Origin of the sequence: Mesoterricola silvestris (genome assembly GCF_030295405.1) — a bacterium.
GTDB lineage: Bacteria > Acidobacteriota > Holophagae > Holophagales > Holophagaceae > Mesoterricola > Mesoterricola silvestris.
On the sequence record NZ_AP027080.1, the window covers coordinates 2406303 to 2421087 of the forward strand.

Genomic DNA, 14785 nt, shown 5'->3' on the forward strand with positions numbered 1-14785 from the left:
CGGAACCGCGTCCCCGTTGGATCGGGCGTTAAGATTCCGTTAAGATTCGGGGGGCGTGCGCAGGGCCTTGAGGGCCAGGTCGGGGAAGCACCGGACCACCGTCTCCCGGTCCCCGGGGCCGATCACGGCCAGGAAGGCCATGCCGTCCACGGTGGCGGTGGCGCCGTGGGCGCCGGCCCGCAGGTAGGGGTCCAGGTCCACGAAGCCCTGGGGAAGGCTTTCCGGGGTGGCGGTGGTCACCGTGCCGTCCCGCTCCAGGCGCAGGGCCCCGGCCAGGAGCTGGTGCAGCTCCCCGGCGGCCTCGCCCCGGCGGAAGAGCACGTCGCCGTCCTGGGCCACCCGCCGCCCCGGGTTCAGGGCGAACCGGGCCTGGAGGCGCGACAGGGACTGGGAGGTCTCCTGCAGGCGCCGGGAGAACTGCATGCAGATGACCCGGGTGAGCATGGGGAAACCGTCGATGATGCGGTCGATGTGGGCGGGCTCCAGGCGGAGCACCCGGCTCATGCCGGCACTGCGCACCGAGGCGGTGCGGCGCAGCGCGCCCAGGTAGGCCATCTCGCCCACGATGGCCACGCCCTCGTCCGCCGTGAGGCAGGCCAGGACCGTGGACGCCGCGCCGGGCAGGGCGGGGGCCCTTTCCACCACCAGGCCACCCGTGAGCAGGATGAAGATCTCCTGGGATTCCTCGTCCTCCCGCACCAGGAACTCCCCGTCCCGGTAGATGCGCGCTTCGATGCCCGGGGTGCGGGCGAGCAGTTCGCCGATTTCCGGATGCAGGTCCAGGCCGGCGCTTTCGAGGTCGAACGGCTCGGGCATCAGTCCTGGGGAACCGGTTCGGGCGGGTGGGCCAGGCGGTGGGTGCGCTCGAAGCGGGCCACGTCCGAAAGGGTGGCCTTCTGCAGTTCGTTGTAGATGCGGGTGCGCTCCTCGGTCCAGAAGGCGTGCACGGGGCAGGCGCGCTCGTCGGAGCACACGGTCAGGCCCAGGAGGCAGCTGGTCCTCCACTCGTCGCCGTCCATGGCGTTGGCGATCTGCTCCAGGGTGATCTCCCGGGCCGGGCGCACCAGGATCACGCCGCCCTTGCGGCCGCGCTTGGTGTCCACGAGGCGGGCCTTGCCCAGGGCGTGGAAGACCTTGGAGAGGTAGGGCCCGGGGGCGCCGATCCACTGGGCGACATCCTGGACCATGATGGGCTCGCCCCCGGGGTCGTCGAGGCAGCTGAGGGCGAGAATGGCGTAACCGGCGGACTGGGAAAGTGGGTGCAAGTTGGGATCCCGGGAAGGAGGCGAAAACGCCTGACATAAACGATGGGAGCGTCCTCATTTGGATGCAAGAACTTCTTAGCGGAATAATCCCTTTCTTATACGGGAATTTTCCAAAGTTCAAGGTTCCGGCCTACTTCATCTTGACCAGCTTGCCCTCCCGCCTGGCCTTCGCCAGGGCCCATTGGGTGAAAAGGACCCCGGCCGCCAGCCATGGAAGCAGGGTGGCGAGGAAGAGCCAGGGCTGGCCCTGGGACTGGCCCAGCGTGGCCTTGAGGAGGTTGAAGGCGTGGGTGGTGGGCAGCCCCTGGGCGAAGGCCTGGACCGGGCGGGGAAAGACCGTGACGGGGTAGAAGACCCCGCTGAGCACCGCGATGACGTCCGGGAAGGCGAAGATGAAGGCGAAGGCGTCCCCCCGCTTCAGGAAGGCGACCCCCATGCTGAAGATGGCCAGGACCAGGCCGCAGGCCGCACAGGCAAGGAACCCGCCCATGGTGCGCAGCGGGGCCGTGACCGTGAAGCCGAACAGCACCCGGCCCAGGAACAGGAAGGACAGGGCGATGAAGAGGATCTTCCCCACGGCGCTCACGGCCCCGCCCAGGATGAACTCCCACCACTTCAGGGGGGTGATCATCACGTGCTCGATCATGCCGTTCCAGTAGTTGTCCATGTAGAGCTGCACCGCCTCCATCTGGAAGTGGTAGATGACCCGCCACCCCAGGGCCCCCAGCACCACCAGGCCGATGACCCGGGGATCCCGGGTGAAGGACTGGGCGAAGAGCCCCATGCTCAGGAAGAGCACCAGGGGCCACAGGGTGACGTCCAGCAGGCGGAAGGCGTCCCGGCGCATGCCCAGGGCAATGTGGTAGGCGTGGGCGTAGACCCGCCGGAAGGGGGCCCTGAGTTCAGGCATCGGCCACCTCCAGGGACTGGCGGGTCAGCCTCAGGAACACGTCCTCCAGGGTGGGCTCCGGCTGGCCGGGGTCCCGCACCAGGTCCTTGAGCTCGGCCGCGGATCCCTCCGCGACGATGCGCCCCTCGGCGATGAGGGCGATGGTGGAGCAGAGGTCCTCGGCCTCCCGCATGTAGTGCGTGGTGAGGAGGATGGTGCACCCTTCGCGGTTGATCTCCCGCACCAGGTCGCGCACCGCGAGGGCCGCGTCCACGTCCAGGCCCACGGTGGGCTCGTCCAGGAAGAGCACCCGGGGCCGGTTGATGAGCCCCTTGGCGATGAAGAACCGCTGCCGCCACCCGCTGGAGAAGAGGGCCACCTGCTGGTCGCGCCTCTCCCACAGGCCCGTGCGGCACAGCACCTCCTCCACCCGGGAAAGGGGCGCGTCGTAGAGGTGGGCGTAGTAGACCAGCAGCTCCCGGGCCGTGACCTTCTCCAGCACGCCGCTGAAGCCCCGGACCATGTTCACGAGCATCTGCACCCGGTGGAGGTGGCTGCCCACGTCCAGGCCGCACACCTCCACCCTGCCCTCGTCCGGGGCGGTGAGCCCCACCATCGTCGCGATGAGGGTGGTCTTGCCGGCCCCGTTGGGCCCCAGCAGCCCGTGGATGGCCCCCTCGCGGATGGTCAGGTCCACCCGGGAAAGGGCCCTGCGCCCCCCGCCGAAGGACTTGGAAACCTGCCGTACGACCACCGCATCCATGGAACTCCCCGATGGAACAATCCTACCTGTATGCCGGGACCCAGGCGGGTGTTCCCCGGGGAGTCTCCTAGTGCTTGCGCCTCCCCACGTGGATGGCGCGGAAGGCCTTGCCCACGGCCTGCATCTCCGGGCCGCCGTCCCCGTAGAGCTCGCGGGCGCTCTGGAGGGCGCCGGCCCGGGCCTGGCGGTACCCGCTGGTGGGGGTGAGGCGGGTGCTGAGGGTCCTCCACCAGATGCGCAGGGCCTTGTCGTTGCCGATGCCCTCCATGCCTTCGGGCAGCCACCGGCTGTGGGCGGGGCTGGTGGGGTCGGCGCTGGCCCCCTGGGCCAGGAAGTAGAAGGCCCGGTTCATGGGGCCCGAACTGAGGTGGGGGTCCAGGTCCTTGAGGGCGGGGCTCCATTCGTCGGGGCTGTGGCCGTCCAGGCTGGGGCGGTCCAGGTGGCGGAAGGGCTCGTCCGCAAGGTCGCCGCCCACGGTCCAGGGCCCGGCCCCCTCGGGGACCCGGGAGCCCAGGCCCCCCGCCTCCCGGGCGTAGAAGCGGATCATCACCCCGAAGATATCGGAATTGGCCTCGTTGAGCCCGCCGGATTCGCCTTCGTAGGCCAGCCCCGCGGTGGCGGTGCACAGGCCGTGGGACACCTCGTGGCCCACCACGTCCAGGGACGTGAGGGTCCCCATTCGCAGCCCGTCGCCGTAGGTCATGCAGAAGCACGCGTCGGACCAGAAGGCGTTGTCGAAGCCCTCGGCGTAGTGGACGTAGTTGACGGGGGCCGTGCCCTTGCCGTCGAGGCCGTCCCGGCCCAGGATCCGGTGGTAGAAGTCCCAGGCGGTCTGCAGGCCGTAGTGCGCGTCCACGGCCGCGGTCTGGCCGTTGGGGGAGCCGGGGCCCCGGCCGGGGTCGTAGTTCTGGCCGTCGCCCCAGGTGCGGCTGGCGTTGACGTAGGGTTCGCCGGAGCCGGAGGTGGCCCCCGCGAGGTTGCGGGTGGCCAGGCCCCCCCGGGTGGGATCGGTCAATTCGAAGCCCCCCTTGGCGCGCATGGTGTGCAGGGGCACCTTGCCGCTGTACTGGGAAAGCCCCACGCCCCGCTCGGGCCTTCCGGCAGGGATGGCCCGGGATTTCCGCCGGGCGGTGAACAGGGTGGACCAGGCCTTGAGCACGGCCCCGGTGTGGGCGTCCAGCAGGAGATCCTCGTGGCGGGTCTCGCCGGGGCCGTTCTCCAGGGCCGCGTGGAGGTGGTAGGCCAGGCGGTGGGCCACCACCACCGGCGCCGCCGCGGGGTCCGTGGCGTCCGGGGCCTGGCCGGCCGCCGGGGTCCCGGGGAAGGCGGTTTCGGGCCAGACCACCAGTTCCGCCCGGGGCGGGTCCGCGTAGGGACCCCGGGGGGCGATGCGGTCCTGGGCCACGGCCAGCGCCTCCCGCGGCCCGAGGTTCGGCGTGGGCTCCACCCGCACGCCCCGCACCAGGGCGTCGGTCATGGGCGGCGCCTCCCCCGAGGGGACCACGTGGACGATGGCCTGGCCTCCCCACACGGGGAGTCCCCGGTAGGTCTGCTGGAGCCGCACGTGGACCTGGCCCAGCCCGTCGCGCACCACGTCCCTGGGGACGAAATCGTCGGCGGCCTCGAGGCCCAGGCCGGCCCTGGCCTCCCGCAGCTGGGCGATGGCGCCCCGGGAAACGGCCTCGTCGGGCGGCGCCGCCGCGAGGGCAAGGTTGATGAAAAGAATCGCAAAGATCCTGCGCATGCACACTCCTGCTGACCCGGGGGGGACAAGGCGACCTGCCTTGGTTCGGGTGAGTTCCTGGTGTGATGCCCCCGCGCGGGGGTCCGTGCCAGGAGGAAAACGGTCTTTTCTTCATAAAATACAAGTAGTTATATTCAAGATTTCTAATCACCCCAGGGCACGGATATGCTGGCACTAGCCGGTGGGAGGGAACGCTTCATGTGCCTGGGCATCCCGGGGAAGGTCGTGGACGTGGAAGAGGGGCCCCTGCGCCTGGGGCGCGTGGCCTTCGGCGACGTGGTCAAGGAGGTCTGCCTGGCCTTCGTGCCCGCGGCGCGCCCGGGGGACTATGTGGTGGTCCACGCGGGCTCGGCCATCGAGGTCATCGACGAGGAGAAGGCCCTGCGGGTCTTCGAGGCCTTCAGGATCATGGAGGGCCCTTGAGGTTCGTGGACGAGTACCGGAACGCGGCCGCGGCCCGGCCCTGGATCGAGGCCATCCGGGCCCTGGTGACCCGCCCCTGGGCCATCATGGAGGTCTGCGGGGGCCAGACCCACAGCATCGTGCGCTTCGGCATCGACGAACTGCTGCCCCCGGAGATCCGCCTCATCCACGGCCCGGGCTGCCCGGTGTGCGTCACCCCCGTGGAACTGGTGGACAAGGCCGTGGCCATCGCGTCGCGGCCGGAGGTGATCTTCTGCAGCTTCGGGGACATGCTCCGGGTGCCCGGAAGCGCTTCGGACCTGCTGGAGGTCAAGTCCCGGGGCGGGGACGTGCGCATCGTGTACTCCCCCCTGGACGCCCTGAAGGTGGCCGGGGACAACCCCGGCAGGAAGGTCGTGTTCTTCGCCGTGGGCTTCGAGACCACGGCCCCCGCCAACGCCATGGCCGTGGCGGAGGCCCGCCGCCGCGGGCTGGGGAACTTCTCCGTCCTGGTGTCCCACGTGCTGGTGCCGCCGGCCCTGGAAGCGGTGCTGTCCTCCCCGCAAAGGCAGGTGGACGGGCTCCTGGCCGCGGGCCACGTGTGCGCCATCATGGGCACCGGGGAATACGCGCCCCTGGCCCGGCGCCACCGGGTGCCCATCGTCGTCACCGCCTTCGAGCCCCTGGACCTGCTCCAGGGCATCCACATGGTCGTCAAGCAGCTGGAGGAGGGCCGGCACGAGGTGGAGAACCAGTACGACCGGCTCGTGCGCCCCGAGGGGAACCTGCCCGCCCGGGAGCTGATCCGCGAGGTCTTCCAGGTGAAGGACCGCGCCTGGCGCGGCATCGGCGTCATCCCCATGAGCGGCCTGGGCCTCCGGGAGGCCTACGCCGCCTTCGACGCCGAGCGGATCTTCGACGTGGAGGGCGTGGGCGGGCCGGAGTCCCCGGACTGCCGCAGCGGCCTCGTGCTCCAGGGGATCATCCGGCCCCAGGAGTGCCCCGCCTTCGGTTCCCCGTGCACCCCCGACCATCCCCTGGGGGCCACCATGGTGAGCAACGAGGGGGCCTGCGCCGCCTACTACCGGTACCGCCGGCACACCCCGGCCTGAGGACGGACCCCCCATGGACATCCAGCTGAACTGCCCCGTGCCCCTGCGCCACGACACCATCCAGATGGCCCACGGCGGCGGCGGGCGCATGATGCGCGAGCTCCTGGAATCGGTCCTGCTCCCCGCCTTCCGCAGCGAGGCCCTGGACACCCGGCACGACGCCGCGGTGCTGGCCCTGGAGGGCTCCCGCCTGGCCTTCACCACCGACACCTACGTGGTCCGGCCCCGGTTCTTCCCCGGGGGCGATATCGGCGAGCTGGCCGTCTACGGCACCGTCAACGACCTGGCCATGGCCGGCGCGCGCCCCCTGTACCTGAGCGTGGGGATGGTGCTGGAGGAGGGCTATCCCATCGAGGAGCTCCGCCGGGTGGCGGCCTCCATGAAGGCCGCCGCCGACCGCTGCGGCGTTTCCATCGTGACGGGCGACACCAAGGTGGTGGACCGGGGCAAGGGCGACGGGCTCTACATCAACACCGCCGGCATCGGCGCGGTGCCCGCGGGCCTTTCGGTGGGGCCCAGGCACGTGCGGCCCGGGGACGCCGTGCTCGTCAGCGGGGACGTGGGCCGCCACGGCGTGGCCGTCATGTCCGTGCGGGAGGGCATCGCCTTCACGACCCCCGTGGAAAGCGACTGCGGCCCGCTGCACGGCCTCGTTGGGGCCCTGCTGGGGGGCGGCGTCGTGCCCTCCTGCCTCCGGGACGCCACCCGGGGGGGCCTGGCCGCCGTGCTCAACGAGATCGCCACCGACGCCGCCGTGGGCGTGGAGGTCCACGAGGCCGACATCCCCGTGATCGCAGGCGTGGAGGGCGCCTGCGAGCTGCTGGGCCTGGACCCCTACTACGTGGCCTGCGAAGGGCGGATGGTGGCCTTCGTGCCCGGGGACGCCGCGGAGCGGGCCCTGGCCGTCCTGCACGCGACTCCCGGCGGGGAAGGGGCCTCGCGCATCGGCACGGTCACGGAGAAGGGCCCGGGCACCGTGATCCTGCGCACGCGGCTGGGCACGAGGCGGATCCTGGACCTGCTGTCCGGGGAGCAACTGCCGCGGATCTGCTGAGGACGGGACCCCGGGCTGAAAAAAACGGGAAGGGGTGTATGATGGATGCCCACGAATGACAGGATGAGGCATGCCCCTGGACGGCCAGACCAAGACCCCCGATCGCCACCTGCCCCTGGAGGGCGTGCGCAACTTCCGCGACCTGGGCGGCTACCGCGGCCATGGCGGAAGGTCCGTGGCCTGGGGCCGGCTCTTCCGGTCCGGACGGCTCTCGGGGCTCACCGACGGGGACCGGCGGCGGGTGGGCGCCCTGGGGCTGGACCTGGTGCTGGATTTCCGCCAGCGCTCGGAGTGCGCGCTGGAGCCCTCGGCCTGGGCCCCGGGAACGGCGCCCCGCACCGAGAACCTGGAGATCGTCCCCGGCAGCCTCGACGGGTTCTTCGACCCGGACGGCAACGCCCGCACCGCTTCGTTCATGGAGGCCCTCTACCGGGTCCTCGCCCTGGAGCACGCGGAGGTCTACCGCGCCATGTTCGGCCACATCCTGGACGTGCCCGGCGCCCGCGTCCTGCTCCACTGCGCGGCGGGCAAGGACCGCACCGGTTTCGGCAGCGCCCTCCTGCTCCTGGCCTTGGGCGTGGCCCGGGAGGACGTCATGGAGGACTACCTCCTCACCTCCCGGTTCCTGGACGTGGACGCGGAAATGGACACCGTGCTGGCCGTGGCGCCCCACCTCCTGAAGCCCCCCATGACCCGCGAGGGGGTGCGCCCCATGTTCGAGGTGCGCAGGAGCTACCTGGAATCCGCCCTGGACGCCATGGGCGACGTGGACGCCTACCTGGAAGGCCGGCTGGGACTGGGACCCGCGGCCCGGGGGGAGCTGCGGGAGCGGTACCTGGGGGCCTGACCCCCCCCCTGGTTTTTCCAGGCTGCTACACTGGGGCATCCAAATCTCAAGGAGCCTCCATGGAGTTGGCGTCAGGGTTGCCCGTTTTCCAGATCCTGGGGTGGGGGGTGGCGGGGCTGATCCTCCTCCTCCTGCTCTCCAAGACCGTCCGCTACATCCCCAACACGCGCGTGGGCATCGTGGAGAAGCTCATCAGCGGCCGGGGCTCGGTGAAGACCGGGTTCATCGCCCTTTCGGGGGAGGCCGGGTTCCAGCCGGAGGTGCTGCGCGGCGGCTGGCACCTGTTCATGCCGTTCATGTACCGCATCCACCGGGTGCCCCTGGTGACCATTCCCCAGAGCAAGATCGGCTACGTCTTCGCCCGGGACGGCCGGGACCTGCCCCCCACCCAGACCCTGGCCTCCAACGCCATGACCGACGGGTTCCAGGACGTGCGGGCCTTCCTGGGCGCCGGCGGCCAGAAGGGTCCCCAGCGCGGGCTGCTGCGGGAGGGCACGTACGCCATCAACCTGGCCCAGTTCGTGGTCCTCACCGAGGACCAGATGTACTACCTGCCCATGGACCGCAGCGAGCTGGACTCCTTCACCAAGATGTCCGCCGTCATCGCCGAGCGCGGCGGCTACCGCCCCGTCATCATCCGCGGCACGGACGACGCCGTGGGCATCGCCACGGTGCACGACGGCCCTTCGCTCCCCTCGGGCGAGATCATCGCCCCCACCGTGGGCCAGGACCTGGCCAACGCCTCCAGCTACCACAACAACTTCCAGGACGCGGACAAGTTCCTCAAGGCCGGCGGCTTCCGGGGCCGGCAGTACCAGGTGCTGGTGGAAGGCACCTACTACATCAACCGCCTCTTCGCCACGGTGGAGCTCATCCCCAAGACGGTCGTGGAAGTGGGCAACGTGGGCGTGGTGGTGTCGTACACGGGCGAAGCGGGCCTGGACATCAGCGGCGCGGAGTACCGCCACGGCGAGCTGGTCACGCCGGGCCAGCGGGGCGTGTGGAGCGAGCCGCTCCTGCCGGGCAAGTACGCCTTCAACACCTACGCCGGCAAGGTCCTGGTGGTGCCCACCACCAACTTCATCCTCAAGTGGAACCGGTCCGAGGTGGGCTCCCACAAGTACGACGAGAACCTCACCGAGGTGAGCCTGATCACCAAGGACGCCTTCGAGCCCAGCCTGCCCCTGTCGGTGGTGGTGCACATCGACTACCGCAAGGCCCCCCTGGTCATCCAGCGCTTCGGCGACGTGAAGAAGCTCGTGGAGCAGACCCTGGATCCCATGGTCAGCGCCTACTTCAAGAACATCGGCCAGACCCGCACGCTCATCCAGCTCATCCAGGACCGCTCGGCCATCCAGGACCAGAGCGGCATCCAGATGAAGGAGAAGTTCGTGCAGTACAACCTCGAGCTGCAGGAGGTCCTCATCGGCACCCCCACCAGCGGCGCCGTGGGCGGCCAGATCGAGCAGATCCTCACCCAGCTCCGCAGCCGCCAGATCGCCAACGAGCAGGTGGAGACCTACGAACGCCAGGAGACCGCGGCCGTCAAGGAACGGGAACTGCGGGAAGCCGAAGCCAAGGCCAAGCAGCAGACCCTCCTCACCGAATCCGAGATCGCCATCAACGTCCAGAGCAACGCCGGCAAGGCCGACTACGCCCGCGCCCAGCAGCAGGCCGCCCAGATCCAGACCCTGGCCTCCGCCGAGGCCGAGAAGCTGCGCCTCATGGGCGACGGCGAAGCCAAGCGCATCAAGTCCCTGGCCGAGGCCGAGGCCGAGAAGGCCGCCCGGGTGGGCATCGCCCAGGCCATGGCCATCGAGGAGCAGGTCCGCGCCTACGGCGGCCCCCAGTTCCAGCTGGTCCAGCAGGTCATGAACCGCTTCGCCGAGGCCATCCAGTCCTCCCAGGTGGACGTGGTCCCCAAGATCAACATGGCCGGCTCCACCGGCGGCGGCAACCTCATCGAGAGCCTCCTGGGCGTCCTCCTCTCCGACAAGGTCGGCGAAATCGTCGGCGTGGCCCCCACCGCGCCCCGCGACCCCGCCGCCTTGGCGCTCAAGGAGGAGATGCTCCGCAAGATGGGCCGCAAGGAATAACCGGCGCCTGGGCCATTCGGCGTACGGGTTCCGGACTGGCGTCAGCGAATCCCTGGCGCCAGTCCGGGGCACGGACCTTCAGATCATAGGCCTTACACCTTCCCAGGTGGTAACGAGGCGGTCCGAGATGCCCCGGATCCGCTCCACGGCTTCGTCCACGTCAGCGAGGGTGAGGTCGCGGTGGGTGATGAAGCGCAGGGCGCTGCCCACGGGGAGGACCCGCACCCGGGCCTCCTCGAGGATGGCCAGGGCGGAGGGGGCGTCGGGGACGGGGACAAGGAGGATGTTGGTCTCGGGCACGGGGGCCTTGAAGCCCATGGAGCGCAATCCGTCGGCGAGGCGCCGGGCCTTCTCGTGGTCCTCGGGGATGCGGGGGAGGTAGTCCAGGGCCTCCAGGCCCGCGGCGGCCATGACCCCGCCCTGGCGCACGCCGCCGCCCAGCATCTTGCGGATGCGCCGGGCGTCCTCGATGAGGTCGCGGCCGCCGCAGAGCACGGAGCCCATGGGGGCGCCCAGGCCCTTGCTGAGGCAGACGCTGACGGTGTCGGCGCCCCAGGCCATGGCGTCCAGGGAGGCGCCCTGGGCGGCGGCGGCGTGCCAGAGGCGGGCCCCGTCCAGGTGGACCTTCAGGTTCCGGCCCTGGGCCTGCTCCACCAGTTCGCGGTGCTCGGCGGCCGACAGGCAGGTGCCGCCGGCGAAGTTGTGGGTGTTCTCCAGGCAGAGCAGGGTGGTGCGCAGGGTGTAGTAGGGGCCGGGGGCCCCCGCGGCGCGCCACACCTGCATGGGGGTGATCCGGCCGGGGCCGGCCTCCCAGGGCAGGGCCTCGGGCATGCCCTGGGCGAGCCAGGCGGCGGTGCCCAGTTCGGAGCCCAGCACGTGGGCCTGGGCGGGGGCCAGGAACCGCTCGCCGCGCTTGAGGTGGAGCATGAGGGCGATCCCGTTGGCCATGCAGCCCGAGGGGGTCCAGAGGCCGGCCTCCTTGCCCAGGAGCCCGGCCACGCGCCGCTCCAGGCGGTCCATGGTGGGGTCGCGGTCCAGGACGTCGTCGCCCACCTCCGCTTCGGCCATGGCCTTCCTCATCCCGGCGGTGGGCCGGGTCACGGTGTCGGAGCGGAAATCCAGCGGTCTCATGGCAAGGATTGTAGACCGATTCTTGCTACCCTGGAGCCACGGAGCCTCCATGACCCTTCTCATCGCGATTCTGCTCGGCCTCATCCAGGGCGTCACCGAATTCCTGCCCGTGTCCTCCACGGCCCACCTCACCCTGGCCGAGAACCTGCTCCTCAGGCAGAGCATGCCCCTGGCCTTCGACGTGCTGCTCCACGTGGGGACCCTGCTGGCGCTGATCGTGTACTTCCGGGCGGAGATCCTCCAGATGCTCCGCGGCATCCTGGGCAGGGACGCCGAGGGCCTGCGGCTGGCGGGTTGGGTCCTCCTGGCCATGGTGCCCACCGTGATCTTCGGCTTCGCCACCCGCCACCTGAAGGAGACCGCCAAGGAGCACGTGTGGATCTACGGCGCCTGCCTCCTCCTCACGGCGGTCCTGCTCTTCACGGCCAACAACCTCAGCGCCAGGAACCAGGAGGCCCGCGGGCTGGACGAGATGGGCCCCTGGGACGCCCTGGCCGTGGGCACCATCCAGGGCCTGGGGGGCGGCTTCGGGCTCTCCCGCAGCGGATCGACCATCGCCATGGGCGTGTTCAAGGGCCTCAAGCTGCCCTCCGCCACCCGCTTCAGCTTCCTGCTGGGCATGCCCACCATCCTGGGCGCCGCCGTGCTGGAAGGCTCCCACATCCTCAAGCCCCTGCTGCGCCACCAGCCCCTTCCCGCGGAACTGGCCTTCCCCGCCGGCTCCATCAGCCCCGCCCTGGCCTGCGTCGTGGGCGTGGCGGTCTCGGCCGTCTCGGGCTACTTCGCCATCGGGCTCCTGGACCGCTTCACCCGCAAGCCCCGGCTCAATCCCTTCGCCTTCTACTGCCTCTGCGCGGGCGTGGCGATGATCATCCTGGGCACGGTGGGGGCCAAGGGGTTCTTCTTCGCCCAGGGCGTATCCCTCCCCTGAAAAATTAGTCAAGTCCACTTGACAACCCGTCCCGGGGGCCCCATCGTGATGTCAAGTTGATTTGACACCCCCGGGAGCCCCATGGCACGTTTCGTCGTGCACAACCGAGTCCGCGAATCCAGGCAGAACCACGGCCTGACGCAGCAGGACCTGGCCGACGCCGTGGGCGTCTCCCGGCAGAGCATCAATTCCATCGAACAGGGCAAGTACATTCCGAGCCTGCCCCTGGCCCTGCACCTGGCCCGGGTCTTCGGCCTGTCCACGGACGCCCTGTTCGAACTGAAGGAGCGGTGAAGATGTTCGACGAGCGCATGATCCTGCACCGGTACAAGGCCACGAGCCACGCCGCCATGGCCGGGGCCCTGGTGGCGGGCTTCCTCAGCCTGCGCGCCCTCTACCGGGGCGAGGGCCTGCGGAAGGACCTCTTCGCCATCCTCTGCGCCATGGCCGTCACCAAGATCGCAGCCCTCGTGTACTTCCGCCTCAGGGACTAGGGCCCCTGCTAGAATGGCCCCAACACACCGCGGAAAAGAAAAAAGGAGATGGTTTGATCCAGATAACGGACATCTATAAATCCTTCCATGTCAAGGATAAGAAGACGCGCTCGAAGATGCGCATCGAAGCGGTGCGGGGCATCTCCCTCACGGTGAAACCAGGGGAGATCTACGGCCTCCTGGGTCCCAACGGCGCGGGCAAGTCCACCACCCTTCGCATGATCGCGGGCCTCATGGTGCCCGACGCCGGCACCATCGAGGTCTGCGGCATCGATTCCACCCGGGAGCCCGAGAGGGCCCGGGCCACCATCGGCTACCTCTCCACGGACCTGAGCGTCTACAACCGCTTCACCCCCCGGGAACTGCTCAAGCTCTTCGGGGAGTTCCAGGGCGTGGACGCGGCCGTGGCCGAGCGCCGCGGCCTCCACCTCCTGGAGCGCCTCCACATGGCCGAATTCGCCGATGTGAAGATGGAGGGCTTCTCCGGGGGCCAGAAGCAGAAGGTGTCCATCGCCCGGGCCCTGCTCCACGATCCCAAGGTGGTGATCTTCGACGAGCCCACCACGGGCCTGGACGTGCTCACCGCCAAGACCGTGCTGGACCTCCTGGGCATCATGAAGGCCGAGGGACGCTCGGTCATCGTCTCCACCCACGTCATGCCCATGGTGGAAGCCATCTGCGACCGCGTCGGCATCATCTTCGAGGGCACCCTGCACGGGGACGCCTCCCCCCGGGAGATCCTGGACCGCCGGGGGGTGCGGACCCTGGACGAGGTGTTCTTCCAGCTTGTGGCCGAAAAGGAAAGGGGCGTGGCATGAAGGGGGCGCTGCTGATCGTGAAAAAGGAGTTCATGGAGCTGTCCAAGGACCGCAAGACCATGTTCTTCACCTTCGTCATGCCGCTGGTGCTCTTCCCGCTGCTGTTCGGGATGATCGGCCGCCTCGGCCGCAACGACAAGGCGGAGCGCACCGGCCGTCCCAGCCGGGTCTGCGTGGTCGACGAATCCGGCGCCGTGGCCGCGGTCCTGGCCGCCAACCCCAAGGAATTCCAAGTGGTGGCCCGGCCCGAGGGGGACCTGAAGCAGGCCATCCGGGACCAGAAGCTGGAGATGTCCCTGGAGGCCGATCCCCAGGCCGCCGCCAAGCAGCGCAGCCAGGAGACCTGGGTCCTGAAGGCCGTGTACGACCGCTCCGACGAATCCTCCACCCTCGCCCTGGACCGCCTGAAGAAGGCCATGGCCTCCCGGGACAAGGTGGTGGTGCAGGAGCGCCTCAAGGCCATGGGGGCCTCCGCCCAGCTGGCGGCGCCCACCCGGGTCGAACCCGACGACGCCGGCGGCATGAACCGCACCCTGGGCAAGGCCCTGGGCTCCTTCCTGCCCTACATGGTCATGATGATGATGTTCGCCGGGGCCATGCAGCACGGCATCTACGCCACGGCGGGGGAGAAGGAGCGGGGCACCCTGCTCAGCCTCCTGTCCACCAGCATCCCCCGCAGCCAGATCATCATCGGCAAGCTGCTGTACGTGTTCTCCATCGGCATCATCGTGGCCATGATCAACCTCCTCAGCATGGCCTTCGCCGTGACCCGGCTGGCCGCCTCCGAGGCCGCGTCCGCGGGGCATGCGGGGCAGGGGATGCCGGGCCTGGGCGCCCTGGCGACCCCGGGCACCCTGGGCCTGACCTTCCTCCTGATGGTCCCCCTGGGGCTCTTCTTTGCCAACTTCATCATCCTGGCCGGCATCCAGGCCAAGAACACCGTGGAAGCGGGCACGGCCATCATGCCGGGCATGGTGGTGGTGATCTTCCTGGGCGTCTTCTCCATGGCCCCGGGCATCGAAAAGATGGTTTTCCTTCCGTACGTCCCGGTGGTGAACGTGAGCCTGGCCATCCGCAAGCTGTTCAGCCAGCAGGCCAACTACTGGGAATACACGGTTGCGCTGCTCATGACCATCGGGCTGGCCTGCCTCATGACCTGGCTCTCCACGCGGCTGCTGAAGCGCGAATCGGCTATCTTCAAGGTTTAGGGTATAGTTGATTCCAGTCGACCATTCCGAG

Annotated in this window: 16 protein-coding genes; 10 read left to right on the forward strand and 6 right to left on the reverse strand. The window is 69.7% G+C overall.

Going from position 1 to position 14785, the window contains the following annotated elements; translation table 11 throughout:
* Positions 1-39: 39 nt before the first annotated feature.
* The 5 genes from R2J76_RS10410 to R2J76_RS10430 all read right to left on the reverse strand — a co-directional run bounded on the left by R2J76_RS10410 (position 40) and on the right by R2J76_RS10430 (position 4661).
* Entirely contained in the window at positions 40-816 is a 777-nt protein-coding gene (locus R2J76_RS10410; RefSeq protein WP_316415785.1) for a Crp/Fnr family transcriptional regulator, read from the reverse strand.
* A complete protein-coding gene (locus R2J76_RS10415) occupies positions 816-1265 on the reverse strand; it encodes an RrF2 family transcriptional regulator (RefSeq protein WP_316415786.1) in 450 nt (149 codons plus the stop codon). The genes R2J76_RS10410 and R2J76_RS10415 overlap by 1 nt, the downstream gene beginning before the upstream one ends.
* Positions 1266-1395: 130 nt before the next feature.
* On the reverse strand, positions 1396-2175 hold the full coding sequence (locus R2J76_RS10420) for an ABC transporter permease (protein ID WP_316415787.1): 780 nt from the start codon (positions 2173-2175) through the stop codon (positions 1396-1398).
* A complete protein-coding gene (locus R2J76_RS10425) occupies positions 2168-2917 on the reverse strand; it encodes an ABC transporter ATP-binding protein (RefSeq protein ID WP_316415788.1) in 750 nt (249 codons plus the stop codon). The genes R2J76_RS10420 and R2J76_RS10425 overlap by 8 nt, the downstream gene beginning before the upstream one ends.
* Before the next feature lie 67 nt (positions 2918-2984).
* The gene (locus R2J76_RS10430; protein ID WP_316415789.1) at positions 2985-4661 is read right to left on the reverse strand and encodes a M4 family metallopeptidase; all 1677 of its coding nucleotides are present in this window, start codon (positions 4659-4661) and stop codon (positions 2985-2987) included.
* Positions 4662-4859: 198 nt separating this feature from the next.
* Between R2J76_RS10430 and R2J76_RS10435 the strand changes: the two genes are divergently transcribed.
* The 5 genes from R2J76_RS10435 to R2J76_RS10455 all read left to right on the forward strand — a co-directional run bounded on the left by R2J76_RS10435 (position 4860) and on the right by R2J76_RS10455 (position 10172).
* Positions 4860-5084 (forward strand): HypC/HybG/HupF family hydrogenase formation chaperone, encoded by a 225-nt coding sequence (locus R2J76_RS10435; protein ID WP_316415790.1) that lies wholly within the window; start codon positions 4860-4862, stop codon positions 5082-5084.
* A complete protein-coding gene (gene hypD, locus R2J76_RS10440) occupies positions 5081-6175 on the forward strand; it encodes a hydrogenase formation protein HypD (protein ID WP_394366806.1) in 1095 nt (364 codons plus the stop codon). Before R2J76_RS10435 ends, hypD begins: the two co-directional genes overlap by 4 nt.
* A gap of 13 nt (positions 6176-6188) precedes the next feature.
* Entirely contained in the window at positions 6189-7229 is a 1041-nt protein-coding gene (gene hypE / locus R2J76_RS10445; RefSeq protein ID WP_316415791.1) for a hydrogenase expression/formation protein HypE, read from the forward strand.
* 70 nt (positions 7230-7299) lie between these two features.
* The gene (locus R2J76_RS10450) at positions 7300-8076 is read left to right on the forward strand and encodes a tyrosine-protein phosphatase (protein ID WP_316415792.1); all 777 of its coding nucleotides are present in this window, start codon (positions 7300-7302) and stop codon (positions 8074-8076) included.
* A gap of 59 nt (positions 8077-8135) precedes the next feature.
* Positions 8136-10172 (forward strand): SPFH domain-containing protein, encoded by a 2037-nt coding sequence (locus tag R2J76_RS10455; RefSeq protein ID WP_316415793.1) that lies wholly within the window; start codon positions 8136-8138, stop codon positions 10170-10172.
* A 78-nt stretch (positions 10173-10250) separates the two neighbouring features.
* Here R2J76_RS10455 and R2J76_RS10460 read toward each other — a convergent pair whose 3' ends face one another.
* Positions 10251-11303 carry a threonine aldolase family protein gene (locus R2J76_RS10460; RefSeq protein WP_316415794.1) on the reverse strand — a complete coding sequence of 351 codons (1053 nt, stop codon included), beginning with the start codon at positions 11301-11303 and terminating at the stop codon, positions 10251-10253.
* Between the two features lie 49 nt (positions 11304-11352).
* On the opposite strand from R2J76_RS10460, the gene R2J76_RS10465 reads away from it, so the two are divergent.
* From R2J76_RS10465 to R2J76_RS10485, 5 genes are all read left to right on the forward strand, one after another.
* The gene (locus R2J76_RS10465) at positions 11353-12234 is read left to right on the forward strand and encodes an undecaprenyl-diphosphate phosphatase (protein ID WP_316415795.1); all 882 of its coding nucleotides are present in this window, start codon (positions 11353-11355) and stop codon (positions 12232-12234) included.
* A gap of 81 nt (positions 12235-12315) precedes the next feature.
* Positions 12316-12528 (forward strand): helix-turn-helix transcriptional regulator, encoded by a 213-nt coding sequence (locus R2J76_RS10470; RefSeq protein ID WP_316415796.1) that lies wholly within the window; start codon positions 12316-12318, stop codon positions 12526-12528.
* Positions 12525-12728: a hypothetical protein gene (locus tag R2J76_RS10475; protein WP_316415797.1), complete on the forward strand. Its 204-nt coding sequence runs from the start codon at positions 12525-12527 to the stop codon at positions 12726-12728. Before R2J76_RS10470 ends, R2J76_RS10475 begins: the two co-directional genes overlap by 4 nt.
* 116 nt (positions 12729-12844) lie before the next feature.
* Positions 12845-13546 (forward strand): ABC transporter ATP-binding protein, encoded by a 702-nt coding sequence (locus R2J76_RS10480; RefSeq protein ID WP_316415798.1) that lies wholly within the window; start codon positions 12845-12847, stop codon positions 13544-13546.
* Positions 13543-14754, forward strand: a complete 1212-nt coding sequence (locus R2J76_RS10485; protein ID WP_316415799.1) for an ABC transporter permease — start codon at positions 13543-13545, stop codon at positions 14752-14754. The genes R2J76_RS10480 and R2J76_RS10485 overlap by 4 nt, the downstream gene beginning before the upstream one ends.
* Positions 14755-14785 lie beyond the last annotated feature (31 nt).